We start from the raw sequence: 26,263 nt of genomic DNA on the forward strand, positions 1-26,263 counted from the left end.
CGCAGGGAGCGGGCTTTGAAAAGTTATCTCAAATTGCAGAAAGCAGACCCTCGTGCCATTTGTTGCAAGCGTGAGTTTGGAACCCCTGCTGTGGAATGCTGCAGCTATCGAGAGAAGGTAAAGGGCGGCTCGCGATACCCGATGGTAGGTCCGAAGGGGATGGAGAATGGCGAACGAGTATAATTTGGATTTCGATGGCATCCTAGAGATTGCACTCAAAGGTGTGCGGAGATCATCAGTCTTCATGGGGCTCGGTGTGAACGCAGCATTGGATCCGAGCAACAGCAACTACCAACTCTCTCACATTACTCGGATCCAAGTCATCCCCGACGATGCCCCCCAAGAGGCTCTCGAGCACTTCAAGGAAGAGTTCAAAATATGGATCGAGGCCTGCGCCTTGCGCGAAGCAACTGAGTCATTCGCGTTATTCCTTGACGAGTTGCATCGTGCCTGCAGTGTCATTCACGCCGTCAAAGGCAATGGCTCTATGGAAGAAGTTTCTGAAAAGCAAAGCAAGTTCGCGAAAGAAGGTTTGCCCAACAAGCTCAACATTCTTGAACAGCGCTTTGGGGTCACGTCGGCGCATAGCGGCAACCTTTCTCTCATCAATAGAGCGCGAAACTGTCTAACGCATCGAAAAGGACTGGTTGGGCTGGAGGATATCAGGGATCAACCAAAATTCACCGTAGCATGGCGCGGTTTGGACCTGTTTGTCGAGGAGCCGGATGGCACTAAGTCCGACTTGGGCGAAATTCCAGAGGGCGGTTTGCTGTTGGAGAATGGAGGCTTCGTAGGAGTCGAGTTTGTCGAGCGCAGTCGAACTTTCGACCTCGGTACCATGCTCTCTCTTTCGCCACGCGACCTAGCCGAGATCTGCTGGTTTCTTGCAAAAGAGGCGAAAACGATCACGAATTCGGCGATTTCGTATGCTCAAGCGAATGGTGTCGTCATGAACCAGGTTACCCAAAACAAAGGATAGGCTTTGAAGTCGTCCGCTACAGGCTGAGAACGGTCACTAGACGTGTTTCGCGCAAACGCCAGCCATAGACCAACCTCACCTCTCCCCCCAACCGCCCCCACCCGGCGTCAGCATCTCGAAGGCATCCCCGGCGCTCAGGCTGGATTCGGAATTCCCCGGCACCACCTCGCGGCGTCCATCTCCGCGCAGCACCGCGTTCTCGCCCACCGCTCCCGGCGCGCCGCCGTCGCCGCCCGGCGGTGGCACCAGGCGGTGTGACGACAGCGTGGTGACCGTCACATCGTCGAGGAACCGCACCACCCGGTGGATGCCATTGCCGCCCTGCCAGCGCCCGGCGCCGCCCGATCCCTGGCGCAGCGCCATCGTCTCCACCCGCACCGGGAACCTTGTTTCCAGCACTTCCGGGTCGGTCATCAGGGTGTTGGTCATATGCGAATGCACGCCCGAGGCGCCGTCGAACCCCGGCCCGGCGCCGCTGCCCCCGGCGATGGTCTCGTAATTCTGAAAGCGGTCATTGCCCCAGACGAAATTGTTCATCGTGCCCTGCGATCCGGCGATCACCCCGAGCGCGCCGAACAGGCAATCGGCAATCGCCTGGCTGACCTCGGTATTGCCGGCGATCACCGCCGCCGGGTGCACCGGGTTGATCATCGACCCGTCCGGCAGGATCAGCTGCAGCGGTTTCAGGCAGCCCTCGTTCATCGGGATGTCACGGCCAACCAGGGTGCGGAACACATAGAGCGTCACCGCCATGGTGATCGATTTCGGCGCGTTGTAATTGGTGCCGTGCTGGGGTGAGGTGCCGGTGAAATCCAGCACCGCCTCGCCCGCCTGGCGATCGACGGTGATCCTGACCTTGATCTGCGATCCGTCATCCAGCGGATAGGTGCAGGCGCCATCCTTCAACGATCCGATCACCTGCCGGACCGAGGCTTCGGCATTGGCCTGCACATGGCCCATGTAGGCGAGCACGGTGGCATGGCCGAAATTGTCGATCATCCGGGTGACCTCGGCGATGCCGGTGGCATTGGCGGCGACCTGCGCCTCAAGATCGGCGAGGTTGTCATCGGGGTTGCGGCAGGGATAGCGGCCAGAGGCGAGCAGGGCGCGAGTCTCGGCCTCGCGCAGTTTGCCGTCGCGAACCAGCAGGAAATTGTCGATCACCACCCCTTCTTCCTCGATATGGGTGCTGTCGGGGGGCGCCGATCCCGGGGTCCGGCCGCCGATATCGGCATGGTGGCCGCGCGAGCCGACCCAGAACAGGATCTCGGCCCCGGCCTGGTCAAATACCGGTGTGATCACGGTGACATCCGGCAGATGGGTGCCGCCATTGAACGGCGCGTTCAGCATATAGGCATCGCCGGGCTGGATCCGCCCGGCGTTGAGCCGCGCCACGGTGCGCACCGAATCCGACATTGAGCCGAGGTGGACCGGCACATGCGGCGCATTGGCGACCAGATTGCCATCGCTGTCGAACAACGCGCAGGAGAAATCCAGCCGTTCCTTGATATTCACCGAATAGGCGGTGTTTTTCAGCGTCGCGCCCATCTGTTCGGCAATCGACATGAACAGGTTGTTGAACACTTCCAGCAGGATCGGGTCGGCCTCGGTGCCCAGGGCGTGCTGGGAGTGCCGCGCCTCGGTCCGGGTCAGGATCAGGTTGCCGACGGTGTCAATCCGCGCCGACCAGCCCGGTTCGATGGCGTTGGTGCCGGTCGCCTCGGTGATGATCGCCGGGCCGGTGATCTCGGCCCCCGCCGCCAGGCTCTCGCGCTCATAGAGCGGCACCTGGTGCGCGGTGCCGTCCATGACCACCGGGATCCGGCCGCTGTCCATCGGGTCGTCGCTGCCGGTTGGCACCGGTGCGATGGCGTCGTCGGTGGCGCCAATCGCCTCGACCGCCAGCATTTCGATCAGCAAGGGCCGGTCCGGCGCGGCAAAGCCAAAGCGTGCCTGATGCTGCGCGTGGAACGCGGCCTGCATCGCAGGGGCCTCGGCGAAGGGCACCTCCAGCGTCTGGTGAGAGCCTTCATAACGCAGGTGCGCGCGGGCCTCGGTGCGGATATCGGCGGCGGCGATGCCCTGGGCGGCGACCTCATCGCGGGTGGTCGCTTCCATATCCGCGACCTGCGATTCCAGCGCCGCGAGTGCCGTCATCGGCTTGTCGACCTGCATCTCGCGGCTGGCGCGGATATCGGCCAGACCCATGCCGAAAGCCGACAAAACGCCAGCGTAGGGATGGACGAAGATCGAGGTCATCCCCAAGGCATCGGCGACCAGGCAGGCGTGTTGCCCGCCGGCGCCGCCAAAGCAGTTGAGGGTGTAGCGGGTCACGTCATAGCCGCGCTCGACGCTGATCTTCTTGATCGCCTGTGCCATGTTCTGCACCGCAATTTTCAGAAACCCCTCGGCGGTTGCCTCGGGCGAGAGCGGCGGCTGGCCGGTGGCGGCGGCGATATCATCGGCCAATATCACGAATTTCTGCCGCACCACATCGGCATCCAGCGGTTGATCGCCCTTGGGGCCGAACACCGCAGGGAAATGCGCTGGCGACAGCTTGCCCAGCATCACGTTGCAATCGGTGACGGTCAGCGGCCCGCCGCGCCGATAGCAGGCCGGGCCGGGATCGGCGCCGGCACTTTCCGGGCCAACCTGATAGCGCCCCTCGCGGAACGCCAGCAGCGAGCCGCCACCCGCCGCAACCGTATGGATATGCATCATCGGCGCGCGCATCCTGGTGCCCGCCACTTCGGTTTCAAAGCTGCGTTCATAACTGCCCGCGTAATGGCAGACGTCGGTCGAGGTGCCGCCCATGTCAAAGCCGATCAGCCGGGTGAACCCCGCCGCCTCGGCGGTGCGGACCATACCGACGACGCCGCCCGCGGGCCCGGACAGGATCGCGTCCTTGCCCTGGAACATCCGCGCATCGGTCAGCCCGCCAGAGGATTGCATGAAAAACAGCCGTTCGCAGGCGCCGGCCGGGCCGAGGTCCAGCGCATCGGCCACTTGCTCGACATAGCGCCGCAGCACCGGCGACAGATAGGCGTCAACCACGGCGGTGTCGCCGCGTGACACCAGTTTGATCAGGGCGCTGGCCTGATGCGAGGGGGTGATCTGGGTGAACCCGACCTCGCGCGCAATCGCGGCAATGCGCTGTTCGTGGGCGGGGTTGAGATAGCCGTGCATGCAGGCAATCGCGACCGAGCGCAGGCCGTCGGCATAGGCGGCGCGCAGGATGGCGCGGGTGGCATCCTCGTCCAGCGGTTTCAGAATACGGCCATCGGCGGCGATGCGCTCGGGCAGTTCGGCAACCCTTGCATAGATCGGATCGGGCAGCCGGATGTGCAGGTCAAACAGCCGGGGCCGCGCCTGGGTTCCGATTCGCAGCAGGTCGGCAAAACCCGCAGTGATCAGCAGCAGGGTCGGGGTGCCCTTGCGTTCCAACAGGGCGTTGGTGGCCACCGTGGTGCCCATCTTGACACTGTCGATGCTGCCCGGGGTAAACTCGTGGGTTCCCAGCAGGCGCCGGATTCCCTCGATGGCGGCGTCGGGGTAAATCTCTGGATTCTCGGACAAAAGCTTGGCGGTGTGCAGCGATCCATCCGGCGCGCGACCAACCAGATCGGTAAAGGTGCCGCCGCGATCCACCCAGAACTGCCACTTTTGCGCGCGTTTGGTCATTCGGTTTGCATCCCTCAAGAATTCTGTTGCGTTACTCCCAGAACGTTGGCAATTTGTCAACGTAATGAAAACGAAGTGAACAAACCAACTTCAGGGAGATTGATCATGCTACGCTTTGCTCTGCCACTGGCGGTTCTACTGACCGCGACGCCTGCGTTGGCCGAAAAATGGGATATGCCGACGCCCTATGGCGACACCACATTCCACACCCAGAATATCCGCGCCTTTGCCGATGAGGTGAAAACCGTGACCGGCGGCGGGCTGGAGGTCACCGTCCATTCCGCCGGGTCGCTGTTTCCGCATGGCGAGATCAAGAATGCCGTCCGCTCACGCCAGGTGCCAATGGGGGAATTCTTCCTCTCGACCCTGGCGAACGAGGACCCGGCCTTTGGCATGGACAGCCAGCCGTTCCTCGCCACCTCCTATGATGATGCGGCCAAGCTCTGGGCCGCACAGCGCCCGGTGGTCGAAAAGCTGCTGGCGACCCAGGGGCTGATGCCGCTGTTCTCAGTGCCATGGCCGGCGCAGGGGCTTTATACCAAGGCCGAAATCAAATCGGTGGACGATCTGAATGGCCTGCGCTTCCGCGCCTACAACGCCGCGCTCGAGGAATTCGCGACCCTGGCCGGGGCGGCCCCGGTGCAGGTCGAAGCGCCAGATATCCCGCAGGCCTTTTCGACCGGTCAGGTCGAGGCGATGATCACCTCGCCCTCGACCGGCGCAAACTCCAAGGCCTGGGATTTCCTGTCGCATTACACCCCGATCAACGCCTGGGTCCCCAAGAACATCGTGGTGGTCAACAAGCGCAGCTTTGATGGCCTTGATGCGGCGACGCAAAAAGCGGTTCTGGACGCGGCTGCGGCTGCCGAGGCGCGCGGGCTTGAAATGTCGATGGCCGAGACCGACGCCAAGACCAAGGAACTGGCCGACAACGGCATCACCGTCTACCCGCCGAGCGCGGACCTGGTTGCCGGGCTGCAGGCGATTGGCGACAAGATGCTCGACAATTGGATGGCCAAGGCCAGCGACGACGCAAAGTCGGCGCTTGCCGCCTATCAGAAGTAAGCGAACGAGGGCGGGTGGCAACACCCGCCCTTTTCAATTGGCCCGGGCAGACTCACCCGCAGGGTGCTAGGCTCGGGCTCTATTGATTCAGGTGGCTGGCGATGCGCCGATTTCTCGACACGATATACAAGGTCTCCGGCGGGCTGGCAGCAGCGCTGATTCTGGCGATCTGCCTGTTGATCTCGGCGCAGATCCTGCTGAACCTCGCCTCGCGGATGATGGGCCCGGCCTGGAGCTATACGATCCCCTCCTATGCCGATTTCGCCGGGTTCATGCTGGCCGGGGCCTCGTTCCTGGCGCTGGCCTATACCCTCAGGATGGGCGGCCATGTTCGGGTGTCGCTGGTCACCCAGCGGTTGCCGCGCCGCGCCGCCCTGGCCGCCGAAGTGCTGAGCCTGACCCTGGCCACCGGCCTCGCCGGTTTCGCCGGATTCTATCTGGTGTCGCTGGTGCAGGAGAGTCGACATTACGGCGACACCTCGGCCGGAATCGTGCCGATCCCGCTATGGATTCCGCAATCAGCGGTGGCGCTGGGCATGGGGCTGCTGGTCATCGCCCTGCTCGACACGCTGGTGCAAACTCTCCGCGCCGGGGCGCCGACCTTGCCCAACTCTGCCGAGGAATGATCATGTCCGATCCGCTTGTCGCGCTGACCCTTCTGGCGGTTCTGATCGGCCTGCTGGCGCTGGGCGTCTGGGTTGCCTTTGCGCTGATCGCGGTGGCGCTGATCGCCATCGTCTTCTTTTCCAATGCGCCGGTCGGGCTGGTGCTGGCCACCACGCTCTGGGGGCATTCGCATTCCTGGGCGCTGGCGGCACTGCCGCTGTTTATCCTGATGGGCGAAATCCTGCTGCGCTCGCGGCTGTCACAAGACATGTTCTCGGGTATCGCGCCCTGGATCGGCCGCTTCCCCGGGCGGCTTCTGCATGTCAATATCCTCGGCTGTGCGATCTTTGCGGCAGTCTCCGGGTCGAGCGCGGCCACCGCCGCCACCATTGGGCGGATGTCGGTGCCCGAACTCAAGGCACGCGGCTATCCCGAAATCATGATCCTCGGCACCCTGGCCGGCAGCGCCACCCTGGGCCTGCTGATCCCGCCATCGATCATCCTGATCGTCTATGGCGTCGCCACCGAACAAAGCATCGCCCGGCTGTTCGTCGCCGGGATCCTGCCGGGGATCATGCTGGTGCTGCTGTTTGCCGCCTATGTCGCGGGCTATGCCTGGATGCGCCCGCTGTCGATCCCGGCCGAACCGGCACACAATTGGCGTGAAAAGATCAGCGCCTCGCGGCGGCTGATCCCGGTGGCGCTGTTGATCGCCGGGGTGATCGGGTCGATCTACACTGGCATTGCCAGCCCGACCGACGCGGCGGCGCTGGGGGTGGTGCTGTCCGTGATCCTGGCCTTCGCCACCGGGGGCTTCAGCTGGGTCAAGCTGGGCGAGGCGCTGATGTCAGCCACGCGGACCAGCGCGATGATCGCCTTCATCCTGGTGGCGGCGGCGTTTCTGTCAATCGCCATGGGCTTCACCGGGCTGCCGCGCAACCTGGCCGCCTGGATCGGGTCGCTGGGGCTCAGCCAAGGCGCGCTGCTGGCGGCGCTCACCATCTTCTTCATCGCTCTTGGCTGCTTCCTCGACGGCATTTCAGTGGTGGTGCTGACCACCTCGATCATCATGCCGATGGTCAGCGCCGCCGGGATCGATCCGCTGTGGTTCGGCATCTACCTGGTGATTGTCGTCGAGATGAGCCAGATCACCCCGCCGGTCGGCTTCAACCTGTTTGTCATCCAGGGACTCACCGGCATCGACATCCTGCGGGTGGCAAAGGCGGCGCTGCCGTTCTTCTTCCTGCTGGTGCTGGGGGTGATCCTGATCACCCTCTTCCCGGCAATCGTGACCTGGCTGCCCGGGCTGATGGGGCGTTAGACCGCATCCCCCGCTTCCTCTGGTCAAAAATATCCCGGGGTTTGGGGCAGAGCCCCAATCAAACAAAGGGCAGGCGCGCCGCGCGCCTTTGGAGCCCTCAGACCGCAGCCCCCCTCAGAGAGAGGCCGCCGCCCGGCTGGCCTGATCATATTGCCCCGACAGCGCCCTGAGCCGGGTGGCCATCTCTCGCAGCTCGTCGCCGGTCATTTCCATATGCCCCAGCCCCTCCAGCAGGCATTGGGCGCGCACTTCGCGATAGGCCTCGCAGACCTCGGCGCCTTTGGATGAGGCGCGATAGAACACCTCTTTGCCACGCTTCTCGCCCTCCAGAAGCTCGGCTTTCAGCAATTTACGCAGGGCGTAATTCACCGTGTGGGTGTCTTCGATGTTCAGCAGGAAACAGATGTCGCTCAGCCGCTTGTCGCGGCCCCGCGAATTGACATTGTGCAGCACCAGGATCTCCAGCGGGCTGAATTCGCCGGGGCTGGCGGCGGACATGCATTTGACCATCCAGCGGGCAAAGGCGTTATAGGCGATGATCAGCCCGTATTCGAACTCTGATGCCTCCCAGCCATCACCCTCGGCGAGGTGGCGGGATGACACGATGCGACGCTTTTCCGGTTCTGCCATGGGGCCTCCTGTGATCCTCAGCCTAGCACTGGCATAGCTCATGCGAAAGGATCGCGCCTGGATCAAGCCGGGTTCATATCAGGGTGGATCGCGCGGTCAGACGAAATCCCTCTCCGCCCTGTTGACTTGCTGCCGACTCGGGCCTAAAGACGCGACTTCTGAATAAACCGAACCGAAGCTACGGGACCAAGCACATATGGCCAATTCGCCGCAATCCAAGAAACGCGCACGTCAAGCGGACCGCCGCGAGATCGTCAACAAAGCGCGCCGGTCACGGATCCGCACCTTCCTGAAAAAGGTGGAAGAGGCGATTGCCTCGGGTGACAAATCCGCCGCTGCCACCGCCCTGCGGGTTGCGCAGCCGGAGCTGATGCGCGGCGTGACCAAGGGTGTGTATCACAAGAATACGGCGTCGCGGAAAGTCTCGCGGCTGGCGTCGCGGGTCAAATCCCTCGCCTGAGTGACCTGATCCAGGGCAGGTTTTCCTGCCTGCAGGCCAATCGACCAGTGAAAGAAAAGGCACCCCACAGGGGTGCCTTTTTGCATATATGCTTGGCTTTCAAGGGGGGCGGAGATTCTTTTTCGGCATCGTGCGAGTCAAGCGATATGTAGGCTTGCCGCTTCGCAGACGAGGTTGCTACCTTGATACCTGCGAGTCACTTCGCTTGGGGGACATGATGAACCGGGTTCGGTTCAGCGCGTGTCGGTGACCGGGATTTCCGGTCGCTAACTGTCGAAAAGACGGCACGCGCAGGTCTGCAGGTCTGCCTTCGGGCATGCAACAGTTTTACGGGCCGCCTCTGCCGGGCACCCGAAATATGACTGCGCGCCATCGGCGCCGCACGGGGCCTGTGGAGTCGGATCTTGATGCAACCGCGTTTGCGCGTTTGTCATGCCATGCTCTCTCCCCCGAGCTGGAAGTGTAGGGTACCTGCTGGCCGCGGGTTCGCGAATGGCCATGGGACTGCGACTTTTGGGGGCGACCGAGAACATGAAAACCGGACAATGGGGTGAATTGAAGCGACAGCTTCAGGCCACCGTCGGAGAGAGCAACTACCGTAACTGGATCGAGCCGTTGCAATTCACCAGCGCCGCCAATGGCGTCGCGCAGATTGCTGCCCCGACCAATTTTGCCGGCACCTATGTGTCGCGCAATTTCGGCGATATCATCCTGCAAAAGATCGCGGCGGTGAAACCCGATGTGCGCCGGATCGAATTTTCCGCCTCCCGGGCCAACCGGGCAATGCGGGCCGCTCGGCCTGTCGCCCAGTCCGAAGCGGCCCCAGCACAGCCCGCCGCCGCCGCCGCCGCTCCGACGGCGCGCCGCGACGGCATGTTGCCCCCGGCGCCGCTGGATCAGCGCTTCACCTTTGACACATTCGTGGTCGGCAAGCCCAACGAACTCGCCCATGCTGCCGCCCGCCGCGTCGCCGAAGGCGGCCCAGTCACCTTCAACCCGCTGTTCCTTTATGGCGGCGTCGGGTTGGGCAAGACCCATCTGATGCATGCCATTGCCTGGGAATTGCAGACCGCGCGCCCCGATTTGAACGTGGTCTACCTGAGCGCCGAACAATTCATGTATCGCTTTGTCCAGGCGCTGCGGGATCGCAAGATCATGGATTTCAAGCTGCTGTTCCGTTCGGTCGATGTGCTGATGGTGGACGATGTGCAATTCATCGCCGGCAAGGACAGCACTCAGGAAGAGTTCTTTCACACCTTCAACGCGCTGATCGACCAGAACCGGCAGATCATCATCTCTGCCGACCGTGCCCCGGGCGAGATCGCGGATATGGAGGAACGGATCAGGTCGCGGTTGCAATGCGGGCTGGTGGTCGATCTGCACCCGACCGATTATGAGCTGCGCCTCGGCATCCTGCTGTCGAAAACCGAAACCTTCCGCAAACAACAGCCGGATCTGGTGATCGCCGACGGGGTGCTGGAATTTCTGGCGCATCGGATCAGCACCAATGTGCGGGTGCTGGAAGGCGCGCTGACCCGGCTGTTCGCCTTTGCCAGCCTGGTGGGCCGCGAGATTACCCTGGAATTGGCACAGGATTGCCTGGCGGACATCCTGCGCGCCTCTGAACGCAAGATCACCGTTGAGGAAATCCAGCGCAAGGTCAGCGAACATTACAACATTCGATTGTCGGATATGCTGGGGCCAAAGCGCCTGCGCTCCTTCGCCCGGCCACGGCAGGTGGCGATGTATCTGTGCAAGCAGATGACCTCGCGCTCGCTGCCGGAAATCGGGCGCCGCTTTGGTGGCCGCGACCACACCACGGTAATTCACGGGGTGAAGCGGATCGAAGAGCTGAAGGGCCAGGACGGCCAGATCGCGGAAGACCTGGAAATGCTGCGCCGCACGCTCGAGGCCTGAATTTGGTCCCACAGTGTCGCGTTTGAAGCCCGTCGCCTTGCGACGGGTTTTCACGTTTTGCAGGGGGTGATGTCCAGCTGGCGGGTGCGGGCAGGTGCCCGATTGCGCGGTGGATCGCAGCTTGCGGCCGTAACTGCCCCGAAAAACGCAGAAAACGCTTGAGCCGGGGGCTGAAACCGGTAGCGTGTCCATCCCGGATGAAACCGGTATGGGCCCGTCAAAGGACAGGAGCGAGGGTATGAAACTCAGCATCGAACGCGGCACGCTGCTCAAGGCGGTGGCACAGGCGCAGTCGGTTGTCGAACGGCGCAACACGATTCCGATCCTCGCCAATGTGCTGATCGAGGCCGAGGGCGATGCCGTCCGGTTCCGGGCCACCGATCTGGATATCGAGGTGGTCGATACCGTCCCGGCCAAGGTCGAGCGGGCGGGGGCGACCACGGTCAATGCGGTGACCCTGCATGAAATCGTGCGCAAATTGCCCGATGGCGCATTGGTGTCGCTGTCCGACGATGGTGCCTCGGGGCGGCTGGTGGTCGAGGCCGGGCGATCGAATTTTGCCCTGGCGACGCTGCCGAAAGAAGATTTTCCGCAGATGACCTCGTCGGAATACACCGCCAATTTCTCGGCCAAGGCGCCGGTACTGCGGCGGTTGTTCGACAAGTCCAAATTCGCGATTTCGACCGAGGAAACAAGGTATTATCTGAACGGCGTCTATATGCATGTCGCTGAATCCGATGGCGGGCGGGTGCTGCGCTGTGTGGCCACCGACGGACACAGGCTGGCCCGGATCGACGCGGATCTGCCCGCCGGGGCCGAGACGATGCCGGGCGTCATCGTGCCGCGCAAGACCGTGGGCGAGATGCGCAAGCTGCTGGATGACGATGACGCGACCATCGCGGTGTCGGTGAGTGAAACCAAGGTGCGCTTTGCCACCCCCGGCATCACCCTGACCTCGAAAGTGATCGACGGCACATTCCCGGATTACACCCGGGTCATCCCGCAGAACAATCCGAAGCGGATGGAGGTCGATGCCGCCGATTTCGCCCGGGCGGTGGATCGGGTGGCGACGGTCAGCTCCGAGCGCTCACGCGCCGTCAAGCTGTCGCTGGACGAGGACCGGCTGGTGCTGAGCGTCAATGCGCCCGACACCGGGGCCGCCGAGGAAGAACTGGCAGTGGCCTATGGCGACGAGCCGCTGGAAATCGGCTTCAACGCCAAATACCTGCTGGAAATCGCCAGCCAGGTGGACCGCGAGAACGCGGTGTTCCTGTTCAATTCGGCCGGTGATCCGACAATGATGCGCGAAGGCAATGACACCAGCGCGGTCTATGTCGTGATGCCGATGCGGGTGTAAGTCAGGCTGCGCGCCGGGACGCCGCTGACGCGGCGTTGCCGCCGGCGGGAGTATTTAGCGAAAGATGAAGAGGGGGCCGGTTTGGCGGGTTTGTATCTGACCGAGCTGGCCCTGTCGCATTTCCGCTCGCATCGGCGGGCAGAGATTGCACTGGATGGGCGTCCGGTGGCGATCTGGGGCCCGAACGGGGCTGGCAAGACCAATCTGATTGAAGCGGTCAGCCTGTTTTCGCCGGGCCGCGGGCTGCGCCGGGCGGCGGCCGAAGAGATGGCGCGGCGCCCCGAGGCGCTGGGCTGGCAGCTGCGCGGGCTGCTACGCTCGACCAGCCAGCTGCATGAGATCGAGATTTCCGCCGAGCCGGGCGCGGCACGCCAGCTGCGCATCGATGGCAAGGCGGCGACCCAGGCGGTGCTGGGCCGGATCGCCCGGGTGCTGTGGCTGGTGCCGAGCATGGATCGGCTGTGGATCGAGGGCGCGGACGGACGGCGGCGGTTTCTCGACCGGATGACGCTGTCATTCCTGCCCGGCCATGCCGAGGTGTCGTTGACCTATGGCAAAGCGATGCGCGATCGCAACCGGTTGTTGAAAGACATGGTGCGCGATGGCCATTGGTATGTGGCGCTGGAACGCCAGATGGCTGAGACCGGGGCGCAGATCATGGCGAACCGGCGCCAGGCGCTGGCGCTGATCGCGGCGGCGCAGGGGGCGGCGAGCGCGGAATTTCCCGCCGCCGATCTGACGCTGACCCATGCCGAGGGGGTGTTGCCGGAGGGCGCAGCGGAACTGCGCGACGCGCTGTCGGAGGGGCGGGGCCGCGACATCGCCGCCGGGCGCAGCCTGATCGGGCCGCACCGGGTTGATCTGGAGGCGCAGTGGGCCGCCAAGGGGATTGCCGCGAAAGAGGCCTCGACCGGCGAGCAGAAAGCGCTGTTGATCTCGCTGATCCTGGCCAATGCCCGGGCGCTGGCCCAGGATTTCGGCGCCCCGCCGATCCTGTTGCTCGACGAGGTGGCGGCGCATCTTGACGCCAATCGGCGCGCCGCGCTTTATGATGAGGTCGTCAGGCTGGGCGCGCAGGCCTGGATGACCGGCACCGGGCCGGAGCTGTTTGCTGATCTCGCCGGGCGGGCGCAATTTCTGGAAGTGACGGAGGAGGCGGGCGCCAGCCAGGTGACACCCAGGGAGAGCCTATGAAATCGCAACGGGTTACGCTGATCACCCTCGGGGTCAACGATCTGGATCGCGCCCGCGCCTTTTATGGAGCGCTGGGCTGGGAACCGGTGCCGGGGCCGCCAGGGGTGGTGTTCTATCAGATGGATGGAATGGCGCTGGGCCTGTTCGGGCGCGGCCCGCTGGCCGCGGATCAGGGCCGTCCGGGCGCAGCCCTGGGCACCGGGGCGATGACCTTGGCGCAGAATTTTGCGAGCGAGGCTGAGGTCGACGCGGCGTTCGACGCCGCCATCGCGGCGGGTGCCGTTGCGCTGAAACGCCCCGAGAAGGTGTTCTGGGGCGGCTATTCCGGCTATTACGCCGATCCGGACGGCCATGTCTGGGAATTGGCGATGAACCCGTTCTGGACGCTGGATTCGACCGGGCGGCTGACCATCCCCCTGCCTGAATGACACCTGCCGCAACGGCGCGCGGATATCTAAGTGGTTTTGTCATTGGATTGATCCCGGCGCGATTGCTAACCTCGCCGGGATGAAATGGCTTGTTCTCATATGGCTGGTGCTGGCCCCGGCTGCCGGGCTTGCCGATGGGCGTCTGGCGCTGGTGTTCGGCAACGACCGCTATGACCACCTGCGGCCGCTGGCCAATGCCGGGGCGGATGCCGATGCGGTCGCCGACACGCTGGAAGCCCTGGGGTTCGAGGTGCTGCGCGAGCGCGACCGCGATCTGCGCCGGATGCGGCGGGCGCTGGAGGATCTGGAATATGATGGCCAGGACGCCGAGGTGGTGCTGGTCTATTTCGCCGGGCACGGGTTTGAAGTGGCGGGCGACAACCGGCTGCTGCCGGTGGACGCGGTGACCGGCAGCATCGAGACGCTGATCGAGGGCAGCCTGTCGCTGAACGATATCCGCACGCTGGTCGCCCGGATCGCCAAGGTCGGGATCGTGCTGGTCGATGCCTGTCGCGAGGATCCCTTTGTCGCCAGCGGTGCCGGGCGCAGTGGCGTCGCGCTGAACGGGGCGCAGACGCGTCCCGGCTTTGCGGCGGTCGACAAGGCCGAAGGCACCCTGGTCGGCTTTGCCACCGCGCCGGGGGATACCGCCTTGGACGGGGTGGATGGCCATTCGCCCTTTGCCAGCGCGCTGATCCGGCATCTGGCGACCCCGGGGCTTGAGGTGCGTTCGGTCCTGACGCTGGTGCAGCAAGAGGTCTATGACCGCACCCGTGGCGATCAGCTGCCCTATGTCGAAAGCGCCCTGCCGAGGCTGTTCTTTGCGGCGCAGGCGCAGGATCAGCTGCCCGAGCGTGAGCGGCTGCTGCTGGCGATGGCCGGGCTGAACCCGGACCTGCGGGCTGAGGTCGAAAAGGCGGCCGCGGCGGCGAACATGCCGCTGGCGCCGCTCTATGGCGCGCTGATTGGCGCCGGGTTGGCAAGGGAATCCGCCGACGACCGGGCCAGGATGCTGATTGATGCCGCCCGCGCCTATACCGAGACCCGCGAGCGGCTGAGCAACCTGGCGGCGCAGGATGCCGAGGTGTCGCGGCTGCGCGATACGGCGGCCGAGCGGCTGGACCTCGGTGATTTCAGCGGTGCGATGGCGGCGCTGGATCTGGCGGCGGCGCGGGACCGGGACTCAGGCACGCAGCTTGAGGCGAATCTGGTGGCGCGCCGATTGTCCGAGGCCGAGAGCCTGACGCTGAAGGCCGGTGTCGCCAAGACGGCGCTGGATTATCCGGTGGCGGTGGCGGCGCTGACCCAGGCGGCGGCGCTGCATGCCGGGATCGCCGGGTTGGATGTGGCGGATGCGGACCGCAGAAAGCGGACCTGGCTGCTGGCCGATCTGGGGGAAATTCACCGCCGCCTCGGGGCGACAGACGCGGCAATGCAAAGCTATTCCGAGATGCAGGCGGCCGCCCTGGCCCGGCTTGCGGCAGCGCCCGACACCCACGAGGCCGAATATGACCTCGCCGCGACCTATGACCGGATTGGCGAGGTCGAAGTGCTGCAAGGCGATCTGCCCGCCGCGCAATCGTGGTATGCAAAGGCCTACGAAATCACCGCGCGGTTGGTGGCGCTGGAACCCGACAATCAGAAATGGCAGCGCGGTCTTGGCGTGTCGTTCTTCCGGGCCGGTGAGGTCCGCTTCTGGCAGGGCGATCTGCAAGGCGCCTTGACCGCTTATTCGCAAGGCTTGGAGCACAGCCAGAGGCGCGCGGCGTTGGCGCCCGAGGACGCCGCGCTTCAGCGGGACATTGCGGCAAACCATACCCGGATCGGCGATGTGAATATTGCCCTGGGTGAAGGGATCGCGGCGCTGGGCGCATTTCGCGCGGCTCTGGAAATCTCTGAGGCCTTGGCCGCACTCGATCCGGCGGATGCCGCGCGCCAGCGGGATGTGTCCGTGAACCATGGTCGAGTGGGCGTGGCCTACCAGGCTCTGGGTGACCTTCCGGCGGCATTGGGGGCCTATCAGGATTCCTTCGACATCATCGAACAACTTCTGACGAAGGACCCCAGCAACACCGGGTTGCAGAGCGAAAGCGCAGTCGGACAAGGCCTGATCGGGCAGGTGCTTGAGGCGCAGAGCGATCTGCCGGGTGCTCTGAGAGCCTATCAGGCGAGCAAGGCAATCCAGGAACGCCTTGTCGCGCAAGACCCCAGTAATGGGGTATGGGGGCGCGACCTGTCGGTGACCTATAACAAGATCGGCGGGATCAAACGGAAACAGGGCGACGCGACGGCGGCCTATGCCGCCTTTCAGGCCTCACTGGCGACCGTCCAGAGATTTGCCGATCGCGACCCGAGCCAAGCGACCTGGCAGCGCGATCTGGTGGTGTCCCATTACAACCTGGCGCTGGTTGGCCCGACGCCGCGCGCGCATTATTCCCGGGCCCTGGAGGTCGTGGAAAGCATGATCGAGAAAGGCATTCTCGCACCGCCGGATGCGTTCCTGCCCGGCCTGCTGCGCAAGAAACTCGACGCGCTGCCGCCGGGTTCCCCCTGACCCCTAAATCTTGTGTCTGCGACGTGACATTCCCCCCACGGAGCGCTATAAATCGCGCAATTGAAAAGGGGTCCCCAAACGATGTCCGAACCGCTGCAACACGAAGCCGATTATGGTGCGGATTCCATTAAGGTTCTCAAGGGCTTGGATGCTGTTCGCAAGCGCCCCGGCATGTATATCGGCGACACTGACGACGGCTCTGGCCTGCATCATATGATCTATGAGGCGGTGGACAATGGCATCGACGAGGCGCTGGCCGGTCATGCCAATTATGTCCGGGTGAAAATACACGCCGACAATTCGGTCTCGGTGCGCGACAACGGCCGCGGCATTCCGGTCGATATGCACAGCGAAGAGGGGGTCAGCGCCGCCGAGGTGATCATGACCCAACTGCATGCGGGCGGCAAATTCGACCAGAATTCCTATAAGGTCTCCGGCGGTCTGCACGGGGTCGGGATCTCGGTCGTGAACGCGCTGTCGGATTGGCTGGAATTGCGGATCTGGCGCAATGACCGCGAACATTTCGTTCGGTTCGAGGATTCGCAAACCGTCGCGCCGCTCAAGGTGGTGGGCGATGCGAATGGCGAAAAGGGCACCGAGGTGCGGTTCCTGGCCTCGACCAAGACGTTTTCGAACCTCGAATACGATTTCGCCACCCTGGAAAAACGCCTGCGCGAACTGGCGTTTCTGAACTCCGGCGTGCGCGTCATCCTGGAGGACGAGCGCCCGGCCGAGCCGGTGCGCTCGGAACTGTTCTATGACGGCGGCGTCAAGGAATTTGTCAAATACCTCGACCGGTCAAAAGTCCCGATGTTCCCGGACCCGATCTATATCTCTGGTGAGCGCGACGACATCGGCGTCGAAGTCGCGATGTGGTGGAACGACAGCTATCACGAGACGGTGCTGCCCTTTACCAACAACATCCCGCAGCGGGACGGCGGCACCCATATGGCGGGCTTTCGCGGCGCGCTGACCCGGACCTTGACGAAATACGCCCAGGAAAGCGGCATCGCCAAAAAGGAAAAGGTGAACTTCACCGGGGATGACGCGCGCGAGGGGCTGACCTGCGTGCTGTCGGTCAAAGTGCCCGATCCCAAGTTTTCCAGCCAGACCAAGGACAAGCTGGTCAGCTCAGAGGTGCGCCCGGCGGTTGAAAGCCTGGTGGCGGAAAAGCTGGCCGAATGGTTCGAGGAGAACCCGAACGAGGGGCGTGCGGTGGTCGGCAAGATCGTCGAGGCGGCGCTGGCCCGTGAGGCCGCCCGCAAGGCGCGCGAACTGACCCGGCGCAAGACGGCAATGGATGTGAACTATCTGGCCGGCAAGCTCAAGGATTGTTCGGAAAAAGACCCGAGCCTGACCGAAGTCTTCCTGGTCGAAGGCGACAGCGCCGGCGGCTCGGCGCAGACCGGACGGGATCGGAAAACCCAGGCAGTTCTGCCGTTGCGTGGTAAGATCCTGAATGTGGAACGGGCGCGGTTTGACCGGATGCTGAGCAGCCAGGAGATCGGCAATCTGGTTGTCGCTCTGGGCACCGGGATCGGGCGCGACGAATTCGACATTTCGAAACTGCGCTACCACAAGATCGTCATCATGACCGACGCCGATGTCGACGGCGCCCATATCCGCACCCTGCTTTTGACCTTTTTCTATCGGCAGATGCCGCAATTGATCGAGGGCGGGTTCCTCTACATCGCGCAGCCGCCGCTGTTCAAGGTCAGCCGGGGGCGTTCTGAGGTCTATCTCAAGGATCAGACCGCGCTTGAGGATTATCTGATCGCGCAGGGCTCCGAAGGCGCGGTGCTGCGGCTGAAGTCGGGCGAGGAACTGACCGGCCCGGACCTGGTGCGGGTGGTCGAAGGCGCGCGGCAGGTGAAGCGTATCCTTGAGGCGTTCCCGACCCATTATCCACGCCACATCCTGGAACAGGCCGCGATTGCCGGGGCCTTTGTGCAGGGTCAGGCCGATGCGGATCTGCAGGGCGTCGGCGATGCCGTCGCCAAGCGTCTGGATCAGATCGCGGTGGAATACGAACGTGGCTGGCAAGGGCGCCCGACCCAGGACCACGGTATCCGGCTGAGCCGGGTGCTGCGCGGCGTCGAAGAACTGCGCACGCTGGATGGGGCTGTCCTGCGCTCGGGCGAGGCGCGGCGGCTGGGCCAGATGACGCAGAGCCTGCGCGACATCTACACCAGCCCCGCCGATCTGGTGCGGCGCGACCGCACCCAGCTGATCCACGGGCCGCTCGACCTGCTGAACGCAATTCTGGAAGAGGGCGAGCGCGGCCTGCAATTGCAACGCTACAAGGGGCTGGGCGAGATGAACCCGGAACAGCTGTGGGAAACCACGCTGGACCCCGAGGCGCGGACGCTGTTGCAGGTCAAGGTCGAAGACATGGCCGAGGCCGACGATCTGTTCACCAAGCTGATGGGTGACGTGGTCGAACCGCGCCGCGAATTCATCCAGCAGAACGCGCTGAACGTCGAAAACCTGGACTTCTGAGACGGTGCGGGAACGCGCGCATTTTTTCGTTGAGCGCGCGCAATTTTTTCGCGGTATCGGTCGCTCGCTTGCGCGTGTCATACTCAGGCGAAACCAGCAATTCGTCCACCAAACGCACGGCTCAACATAGCGGATGCCGGGATTTGCATTCCAACGGTGGCAGTCGTGAGGAGCCACGGCAATGACCGCTCGCTCCAGCCTTTCGATTTTGTTCTTCGTGGCCTGAAGAGCGATCCAGACAGCACGGCAATGCCCGGTAATGACGGCGCTGCGTAAATCCTTTGCGATTTTGGCGTCCGCGCTATCGCAGTAGGAAACATAATCGCGCCACATGCGTCTGGTATTGTAGAGCTTGGAGAAGTAGCGACTACGGTTCTCCGAGCCGGTGCGGTGACAGTGATGGATGCGCTTCAGAAAATTCTCAGCGGGAACATTGGTCGAGCCGATGTAGCGCAGCTGCCCTTCGTGATCCAAGAGCCCGTAGATCCCCACCTTGTCACAAGACGGGTCCGCGATGGGCTGCGGCTACCCAAGCTCGAGAAACGCGCGAAGCAGGTTCTCGCGTGTGAGAACCCCGACAAGCGCGGTGCCTTCTGTCACCGGGTAGGCGCGATACGGCTTTTCCTGAAAGACCTCTGCCGCGGCAATGATGTCGATATCGGCCTGAAGCGTCACGACACTGCGCGACATGTGATTCCCGACCGTATCTGACCATTGCTGGTAATAGCTGGCATTGAGGGCCGACCGGAAGCAATCCTTGGGGGTCAGGACGCCCAGGAGCTCGCCCGCCTCGCCGCAGATGCAGGCGAGGGGCTGCGCGGCGGCGAGCAGTCGGGCAATGGCGTCGCGCATGGGGCAGCCTTCATCGAGCAGAAGAAATTCGCGCGACATGATGGTGGTGACTTCTCGTTCAGCCATGTCTCTGGGCCTCCCTGCGGCGCGGACAGATGTCGCAATGCCCCGCACAGGCGGCAGCTCCGCAGCTGTCGCTTGGCGGTCGTCCGGTCAGCATCAACCCGAGGCCGAGCCCCCCGGCGGTGATCAGAATGATGCCAAAGACCAGGATGAATTCCATGGATCAGATCCTTTCCAGACCGTCCGACAGGGTGCCGGTCGTGACAAGGTCCGGCGCGCTGTTCGCCCGGTTCAGGACAAAGAGGGCGCTCAGGTCATTCCGCTTTGCGAGCTGCTGGCCCAGTTCCGGCCCTGCCGCCATCAATGCCGTTGCCCAGCCATCCGCCACAATCGCCGTTTCGGCCAGAACCGTGACCGAGAGAAGCGATGACCGCCGGGGGCCTTGCCGGTCCGGCGCGATGATATGGCCATAGCTCTGTCCGGCGAAGTCATAGCCGTTCACCTTGTTGCCAGAGGTCGCGAGCGCGGCGTCGCCAAGCGCGAGAGTCGCGACGAGGCCCGTTTGGCCGACCCGCGGATCTTCGACACCAGCCCGCCAGGCGCGCCCGTCCGGATGTGCGCCCCAGGCGATGATTTCTCCGCCGAACTCGATAAAGCCGGCCTCGGCCCCCACCCCGCGCGCCAGCGCCGCCAGCCGGTCGAGCGCATGGCCCTTGGCGATGCCGCAGGGATCAAAAGTGGTGCCATCGGTGGTCTTGACGATGCGGCTGCCCGCGACCTCGATCTGCCGCCAGTCCGGCCTGTCCGAGCCGTCGCTGATCGGGCCGAAGCCGAAGCGTGCGACCAGCGGGCCAACGGTCGGGTCAAACTGCCCCCCGCTGGCGCCTGCAATGGCAAGCGACTGCCTGGCCACCAGTAGCAGATCATCCCCCCGGGCGGTCGCGCCGGCCTGTGCCCTGTTGAATGCGGTCACGACACTGTCTCTGCGCCACGGTGACAGCGCCGCATCGAGCGCGGACAGGCGTGTTTCGGCCCGGTTTGCGAATTCGGCGAGCGGCAGGCTGTCGGGCAGGAGGGCGTGCCAGCTTGTGCCGAAAGCGGCGCCCGAGACCGCGCGCAGCGGCGGCGTGCGCCCGATCACTGGAACGGCCGCAAGGCCGGAGGCCAGGGCGGCCAGCCCGCCGCCGATGGCCAGGACACCGCGCCTGTGCAGTCTGCCGCATTGATGCATCGCTCTATCCTCCGAAATCGTCATTGAAGATCATATGCCGTTCGACGCCGAGCTTGCGCAGGGTCGCGAGCACTGCGGAAATCATCAGCGGCGGACCGCAGAGGTAATATTCGCAGCTTTCCGGCGCCGGGTGCCGGGCCATGTGACGTTCCAGGATCGTGTGAATGAACCCGGTCGGCCCCTGCCAGCGGTCGCCGGGTCCGGGATCGGACAGGGCGGCAATCCATTCGAAGCTCTTGTGCGCCGCGTGGATGGCCTCGAACTCCTCGACATAGAAAAGGTCGGCCTTGGTCCGGGCGCCATAGAAATAGGTGATGCGGCGATCCGTGCCGCGCGCGACCTGTTCGTGCACCATGGACCTGAGCGGTGCCATGCCCACGCCGCCGCCGACCAGAACGATGTCGTTGGCCGTGTCCTGCACATGGAACTCTCCGAAGGGGCCGGAGACTTCGACCGGGTCGCCGCGCCGACGCGAAAACAGCCAGGAGGAGACGACGCCGGGCGGTATCTCCGCCTCTTTCCCGGCGGGCGGCGCGGCCAGACGGATGTTGAAGACCAGCGTTCCGGCGTCTTCCGGTCGGTTTGCCACCGAATAGGCACGGGTCACGGGCGCGTCAGACCGGCTTGTGAGGCGGGCCCAGCCGGCATGGTCCCAGGCCAGCGCATGGGCCGGCTCGATGGCGACATCCGAGAAGTCGAGCGTATAGGCTGGGGCAGTCAGCTGCATGAAGCCGCCCGCGCGGAAGGGAATGTCGCGTGGCACCTTCGGACGCAGAACCAGTTCGCGGATGAGCGGGGCCATCATCCGGTTCGAAACCACTTCGCAAGTGAAGGTTTCGGCGGCGAGAATGTCGCCGGGCACGGTGACCGCGACATCGCCACCCAGGACAAGCTGGCAGGCGAGCCGGGTATTCGCCCGCCGTTCCGCCGCGGACAGCAGGCTGATTTCGGTCGGACGCAGCGGCGCGCAGCCCGGCCCGGTGGCCTGGACCCGGCACAGGCCGCAGGTGCCGCTGCCCCCGCAGCCCGCCGGAATCGGAACTCCCGCGCCATGCAGCGTGGACAGTAGCGTCTCGCCCTGTTTGGCGATGATCGGCGGGCCGTCGTTGACTGTCACCTGGCTTTCTCCGCGCGGTAGCCACAATGAGCGGGCAGCCAGCAGACCCAGGCTGAGAACCAGGACCAGCGTGATCATGATGCCGGAGCCGACAAGAATCTCGGTCATGAGGTCACCATCTGGGCGAAGGCCGAGAACCCGAGCGAGAGCATCCCGGTCAGCAGAAACGCCACGCCAAGGCCGCGCAGGCCCGCCGGAAGGTCGGCATAGGCCAGCCGCTTGCGGATCGCGGCCAGCATGATGACCGCCAGCGCGAACCCGGCGCCGGAGCCAAATCCGAAGACCGCGCTTTCGGCGAGGTCGTAGCGCCGTTCGACCATGAACAGGCTGCCGGCAAGGATGGCGCATTGCACCGTCAGCAGCGGCAGGAACGACCCGAAGGCGGCATGGATCGCCGGCACAAACCTTTGCAGCAGAATTTCGAGAAGCTGGACCGTGGCGGCGATTACTCCGATGAAGGCCAGCAGCGCCAGATAGCTGAGGTCGATCTCGGGATGGCCAGCCCAGCCCCAGGCCCCGGGCGCGAGAAACAGATCGTAAACCAGCCGGTTGAGTGGGACCGTCAGGCCGAGGACGAACATCATCGTGACACCCAGCCCGAGAGCAGCTTCGACCCGGCGCGACAGGGCCAGAAAGGTGCAGAGGCCCAGGAAGAAGGTCAGCGGCATGTTCTCGACGAACATGGCCCTGAGAAAGAGGCTGCCCAGCTCGGTCATTCCCCGGCCTCCCGCCGCCGCGGCGGCGTATGGGCCGGCGGCTCGACCTGCTCCGGCAGGGCAGAGCGGATCGCCCAGACCAGGAGTCCCAGCAGGAAGAAGGCGCTCGGAGCCAGCAGCATCAGGTTCAGCGGAACGAACCAGCCGCCATCCTCGACACTCCGCAGAACCGGTTGGCCCATAAGAGTGCCCTTGCCCAGGACTTCGCGGATTGTACCGATCACGATCAGGATCAGCGAATAGCCCAGCCCGTTGCCCGCAGCGTCGACCACCGAGGGGATCACCGGATTGCTGCGGGCAAAGGACTCGGTCCGCCCCAGAACAAGGCAATTGGTGGTGATCAGGCTGACAAAGACCGACAGCCTCTGGCTGATGCCAAAGAAATAGGCCTGAAGCACCTGGTCGATGACGATGACCAACGAGGCAACAATGAGGATCTGGAGGATCAGGCGGATGCTGACCGGGATATGTCGCCGGATCATGCTGATGATCGCTGCCGACAGCACCAGCACCACGGTCAGGGAAACCGACATCGTCAGCGCGGTGTCGAGCGATGTGGTCACCGCCAGCGCCGAACAGATGCCGAGGATCTGGAGCGTGATCGGATTTTCCCGGATCAACGGCGACAGGAACGTCTGGCGGAGTGCGGGCCGGGCCATCTCAGAACTCCTGCCGCCGGATAGCCTCGATCACCGGGCCATAACCGTCCGGGCCGAGCCAGAACCGCACCATCTGCGTGACCCCGCGCCCGGTGCGGCTGGCACCGGTGATGCCATCGACCTCGTAGGAGGACACCGCCGGGCCGCGGGCAACGGCGAATTTCATCGCGCCGGACGGGTCGCGAATCACGGTGCCCTGAAATCCCGCCTGCCAGGTCGGTTCCTCGATCCGCGCGCCCAGACCGGGGGTTTCGGATTGCTGCGTGACCGCCAGGCCCGCGATCGTGTTCATGTCGCCGGTCAGGGCGATCATCGCCTCAATCGGGCCATTATAGCCCGACCCGATCACCGGAAAGATCGCGGTCTGCACCTGGTCGTCGCGGCGCAGGATATAGATCTGCACATAGCGCGGGCGCGTCCCGATCCCGGCGATGTCGGCGGCGGCGTCCAGCGGCCTGTAATTGTCGGCTTCCTGAAGCGCGGCGTCGAGCGTTGCCGGCGTCACCTCACGCGCCGCCATCCCGGTGTCGAGGTCGACAACGACGGTCGAGAGCTTGGCGCTGGCATCCGCGGCCAGCAGCTCCTGCATGCCCGGGATCGCGCTGATCAGCGCCTCCAGCCGAAGCTGGGTTTCGGCGGCGCGGTTGGCGGCCTGGATCGGACGCAGCAAGACCGTGGCCCCGGTCACGAAGGCAGAGCAGGTCGCGGCGACCAGAACCGCGACGAAGATGGTCTTGCCGCGGTTGTCGTTCGGTTGGGCGAGGAAGCGTTTCCACAGCGCGAGCGGGGACCAGTCAGCCATGGCGGTTTCTCCGTGTTGCCTGCCAAAGAAGCAGCGCGATTTCGTCCAGAAGCGGGGCGGCGAGATTCGCCAGCAGCGCCGCACTGAGGGCGAGCTGCGTGGTCGCGGCCCCGTCCCAGACCGCCAGAAAGAGGGCGATGAGGGCACCGTAGAACAGCCCCTGCATCCAGCGGCCGGTCTGCGTATTGGCCGACGTCACCGGATCGCAGACCAGCAGCGCGAAGCTGGCGAGTATGGCCGGGGCAGTGAACGGGTCGGTGACCGGCAGCCCCACCAGCGCGGCCAGCGAAAGCGCGATGGCCGTCCCGGCGACCAGGCGGATGGCGTAGAGGCCGAACGCCACGGCCAGAGCCAGCGTGCCGCATGCGCCCCAGGTTATCAGGATCGACAGCTCAGGCCATGGCGCGGCCGGATAGCCGAACCCCAGAAAGGCAATGGCGACCGTGGCCGGATGCAGGATGTTGCGGCCCCACCCGCCAAACGCCAGCTCGCCAATGACCACGCCAAAGCTGACGCCCAGCACGAAGGCGAAAGCGCCGAGGCCGGTCGGGGCCAGAACCGCGATCGCGAATGCGGTCACCACACCGGCGAGCGATGGCGGCTGTGCGCGCAGCAGCAGGAAGGCCAACTGCCAGCCGTAGGTAATGGCAAGCGCGGCAAGCAGGCGGATAGCGCCGTCCCAGCCTGCGCCCGTCAGCCAGACCACTGCCAGCGGCAGCATCGCGATGACCAGAAAAAGCGCCACTGTTTCCCGCGACCACATGCCCCTTGTCATATCCCCCCCTCTTCCGCGACCTGATCGATCAGCAGGCGCAATTGCGCTGCGATCGGCGGATCGGCTTGGGTGATGTAATCGACCAGCGCGAGGTCTTCCTCAACCAGAGACAGCGCCCCGAGCGCGATCGCGCTCTCCGTATCGCCCGAAGAGATCGCGCGGATGAGCGGCATGACGGGAACTGTCCCGCCAAGCGCCTGATCCAGCCCGGCGGTCGGAATGACAGGCAGCGGGCGCGACGAACGGCCAAGCGCCGCGCGAAGCCAGTGACGCCGTCCGGCGGGCTCGGGCTCGGTGAGCACGGTGATCTGACGACTGCCCCAACTCAGCCAGCGCGCAGGCGTGCCGTCGATCGGGGATCCCGACAGGACCAGATGTTTCCCGGGCACAACTTTGCCAAGGAGAAGCTCACGAATATCCGCACCGGGCTGCACCTTGAGCAGAAGCGGATTGCGCATCCCCGGTCCGCTCAGGGCGACATGCCTGGTCTCGGGGATGTGGCCGGTGCGCATGAGCGCGCCGATATCCGCGAGCGCCTCAATGTGGATATCCCAGACCGGATGGGTGAAACTTGCGGGCGCGTGGCGCAGTATATGAATACCAGCCAGCCCCCAGGGATGGGTTGCGGGAGCCTCGATGGTTCTCACCCGGCCGCCGGCGCTGCGCATGTCGATCTCGGCGCCGCGCGGTTTGACCAGAAATATCGGCCCCTGTGTCAGAGTGGATAGCGCCGCCAGCCCGGCCTTGATCTCGGCGCCTCTCTCCTGCACCCAGTCCAGCGGGCACCCAGCACCGGGGCGGGTGTCATGGGCCATCACCACAATCGCCGACGGGCGCACCTCGCCGAAAGCGGGGGCGAAACCGGGGCGTTGCCGAAAGGCGCGCCATAACCCGGTGTTGGCCAGCAGCGTCCATATCTCGGCGCCGCTCGGGCTGTCCGGCACCTCGAAGGCATGCCGCCCTGCATCGGGTTCGTAATAAAACAGGATCGAATTCAAACGGTGGCCTCGGTCCATGTCGACCGAGGCCACACGGGCCGACATCGGGGCGGTCATGGTGAAGGCATGCGCTTTGGTCGCTCGCAGCACCGGCTGACCCTGCGCGACCAGATCGCCGGGCTTGACCAGAAGCTCGACCCGAAAGTCGCCACGGAACGGCGAACGGATCAGCGCTTCGTTGGTGATCCGTGTTTCGGTCATGGCGTTTGCGCCAGCGTCCGACGGACGGAGGCCTCTTGAACGGTCGCTCGTGGGCACCGTCAGACCGATGGCATGTCGCGACACCACTTCGAGTTCCTTTTCATCGACCGTCGTAACGTGATGCTATCCAAGATTTGTGGCGAATCCAAATTTCCTGTAGGGTTTTGGAAGCGTAAGCTTTTAATTTGACGGGAAAAATTCATGAATCTGCCGCACAT

The 26,263-nt window shown here is 64.3% G+C and carries 22 protein-coding genes; 11 read left to right on the forward strand and 11 right to left on the reverse strand.

The features are described 5' to 3' along the window. The first annotated feature begins 166 nt into the window (after positions 1–166). Positions 167–979 (forward strand): hypothetical protein, encoded by an 813-nt coding sequence (locus tag P1U48_RS10830; protein WP_301068996.1) that lies wholly within the window; start codon positions 167–169, stop codon positions 977–979. 75 nt (positions 980–1,054) lie between these two features. On the opposite strand, the gene P1U48_RS10835 is transcribed toward P1U48_RS10830, so the two are convergent. After that, complete coding sequence (locus tag P1U48_RS10835; RefSeq protein WP_301068997.1) at positions 1,055–4,660, reverse strand: hydantoinase B/oxoprolinase family protein; 3,606 nt, start codon at positions 4,658–4,660, stop codon at positions 1,055–1,057. Between the two features lie 105 nt (positions 4,661–4,765). Here P1U48_RS10835 and P1U48_RS10840 point away from each other — a divergent pair, with 105 nt between their 5' ends. From P1U48_RS10840 to P1U48_RS10850, 3 genes are all read left to right on the forward strand, one after another. Next, positions 4,766–5,725: a TRAP transporter substrate-binding protein gene (locus P1U48_RS10840; protein ID WP_301068998.1), complete on the forward strand. Its 960-nt coding sequence runs from the start codon at positions 4,766–4,768 to the stop codon at positions 5,723–5,725. Between the two features lie 101 nt (positions 5,726–5,826). Continuing rightward, a complete protein-coding gene (locus P1U48_RS10845; protein ID WP_301069000.1) occupies positions 5,827–6,351 on the forward strand; it encodes a TRAP transporter small permease in 525 nt (174 codons plus the stop codon). A gap of 2 nt (positions 6,352–6,353) precedes the next feature. Further along, on the forward strand, positions 6,354–7,652 hold the full coding sequence (locus tag P1U48_RS10850) for a TRAP transporter large permease subunit (RefSeq protein WP_301069001.1): 1,299 nt from the start codon (positions 6,354–6,356) through the stop codon (positions 7,650–7,652). 114 nt (positions 7,653–7,766) lie between these two features. On the opposite strand, the gene P1U48_RS10855 is transcribed toward P1U48_RS10850, so the two are convergent. Further along, a complete protein-coding gene (locus P1U48_RS10855) occupies positions 7,767–8,282 on the reverse strand; it encodes a winged helix DNA-binding protein (protein ID WP_301069002.1) in 516 nt (171 codons plus the stop codon). A 196-nt stretch (positions 8,283–8,478) separates the two neighbouring features. Here P1U48_RS10855 and rpsT point away from each other — a divergent pair, with 196 nt between their 5' ends. From rpsT to gyrB, 7 genes are all read left to right on the forward strand, one after another. Further along, positions 8,479–8,742 (forward strand): 30S ribosomal protein S20, encoded by a 264-nt coding sequence (gene rpsT / locus P1U48_RS10860; RefSeq protein ID WP_301069003.1) that lies wholly within the window; start codon positions 8,479–8,481, stop codon positions 8,740–8,742. Positions 8,743–9,273: 531 nt separating this feature from the next. After that, the gene (dnaA, locus tag P1U48_RS10865; protein WP_301069004.1) at positions 9,274–10,659 is read left to right on the forward strand and encodes a chromosomal replication initiator protein DnaA; all 1,386 of its coding nucleotides are present in this window, start codon (positions 9,274–9,276) and stop codon (positions 10,657–10,659) included. A 238-nt stretch (positions 10,660–10,897) separates the two neighbouring features. Continuing rightward, a complete protein-coding gene (dnaN, locus tag P1U48_RS10870; protein ID WP_301069005.1) occupies positions 10,898–12,016 on the forward strand; it encodes a DNA polymerase III subunit beta in 1,119 nt (372 codons plus the stop codon). 81 nt (positions 12,017–12,097) lie between these two features. Beyond that, entirely contained in the window at positions 12,098–13,210 is a 1,113-nt protein-coding gene (recF, locus tag P1U48_RS10875; protein WP_301069006.1) for a DNA replication/repair protein RecF, read from the forward strand. Beyond that, on the forward strand, positions 13,207–13,638 hold the full coding sequence (locus tag P1U48_RS10880) for a VOC family protein (RefSeq protein ID WP_301069007.1): 432 nt from the start codon (positions 13,207–13,209) through the stop codon (positions 13,636–13,638). The genes recF and P1U48_RS10880 overlap by 4 nt, the downstream gene beginning before the upstream one ends. Positions 13,639–13,717: 79 nt before the next feature. After that, entirely contained in the window at positions 13,718–16,192 is a 2,475-nt protein-coding gene (locus tag P1U48_RS10885; RefSeq protein WP_301069008.1) for a caspase family protein, read from the forward strand. 81 nt (positions 16,193–16,273) lie between these two features. Beyond that, the gene (gyrB, locus tag P1U48_RS10890) at positions 16,274–18,691 is read left to right on the forward strand and encodes a DNA topoisomerase (ATP-hydrolyzing) subunit B (RefSeq protein WP_301069009.1); all 2,418 of its coding nucleotides are present in this window, start codon (positions 16,274–16,276) and stop codon (positions 18,689–18,691) included. Positions 18,692–19,216: 525 nt separating this feature from the next. On the opposite strand, the gene P1U48_RS10895 is transcribed toward gyrB, so the two are convergent. From P1U48_RS10895 to P1U48_RS10935, 9 genes are read right to left on the reverse strand one after another with little or no spacing between them, the layout of a single operon-like run. Beyond that, positions 19,217–19,609, reverse strand: coding sequence for a CBS domain-containing protein (locus tag P1U48_RS10895; RefSeq protein ID WP_301069010.1), 393 nt, complete (start codon positions 19,607–19,609; stop codon positions 19,217–19,219). Next, positions 19,602–19,766, reverse strand: a complete 165-nt coding sequence (locus tag P1U48_RS10900; protein WP_301069011.1) for a hypothetical protein — start codon at positions 19,764–19,766, stop codon at positions 19,602–19,604. Before P1U48_RS10900 ends, P1U48_RS10895 begins: the two co-directional genes overlap by 8 nt. A gap of 3 nt (positions 19,767–19,769) precedes the next feature. Then, the gene (locus tag P1U48_RS10905) at positions 19,770–20,777 is read right to left on the reverse strand and encodes an FAD:protein FMN transferase (protein WP_301069012.1); all 1,008 of its coding nucleotides are present in this window, start codon (positions 20,775–20,777) and stop codon (positions 19,770–19,772) included. Between the two features lie 4 nt (positions 20,778–20,781). Next, positions 20,782–22,002, reverse strand: coding sequence for an NADH:ubiquinone reductase (Na(+)-transporting) subunit F (gene nqrF, locus P1U48_RS10910; protein ID WP_301069013.1), 1,221 nt, complete (start codon positions 22,000–22,002; stop codon positions 20,782–20,784). After that, a complete protein-coding gene (gene nqrE, locus P1U48_RS10915) occupies positions 21,999–22,610 on the reverse strand; it encodes an NADH:ubiquinone reductase (Na(+)-transporting) subunit E (RefSeq protein WP_301069014.1) in 612 nt (203 codons plus the stop codon). The genes nqrF and nqrE overlap by 4 nt, the downstream gene beginning before the upstream one ends. Further along, entirely contained in the window at positions 22,607–23,269 is a 663-nt protein-coding gene (locus P1U48_RS10920) for an NADH:ubiquinone reductase (Na(+)-transporting) subunit D (protein WP_301069015.1), read from the reverse strand. Before P1U48_RS10920 ends, nqrE begins: the two co-directional genes overlap by 4 nt. Position 23,270: 1 nt before the next feature. Next, positions 23,271–24,071 carry an FMN-binding protein gene (locus tag P1U48_RS10925; RefSeq protein WP_301069016.1) on the reverse strand — a complete coding sequence of 267 codons (801 nt, stop codon included), beginning with the start codon at positions 24,069–24,071 and terminating at the stop codon, positions 23,271–23,273. Next, on the reverse strand, positions 24,064–24,834 hold the full coding sequence (locus P1U48_RS10930; protein ID WP_301069017.1) for an RnfABCDGE type electron transport complex subunit D: 771 nt from the start codon (positions 24,832–24,834) through the stop codon (positions 24,064–24,066). The genes P1U48_RS10925 and P1U48_RS10930 overlap by 8 nt, the downstream gene beginning before the upstream one ends. Positions 24,835–24,842: 8 nt before the next feature. Next, the gene (locus P1U48_RS10935; protein WP_301069018.1) at positions 24,843–26,045 is read right to left on the reverse strand and encodes a Na(+)-translocating NADH-quinone reductase subunit A; all 1,203 of its coding nucleotides are present in this window, start codon (positions 26,043–26,045) and stop codon (positions 24,843–24,845) included. Positions 26,046–26,263: the final 218 nt, after the last annotated feature.

The sequence above is a fragment of the Pseudooceanicola sp. genome (assembly GCF_029213205.1).
Lineage (GTDB): Bacteria > Pseudomonadota > Alphaproteobacteria > Rhodobacterales > Rhodobacteraceae > Pseudooceanicola.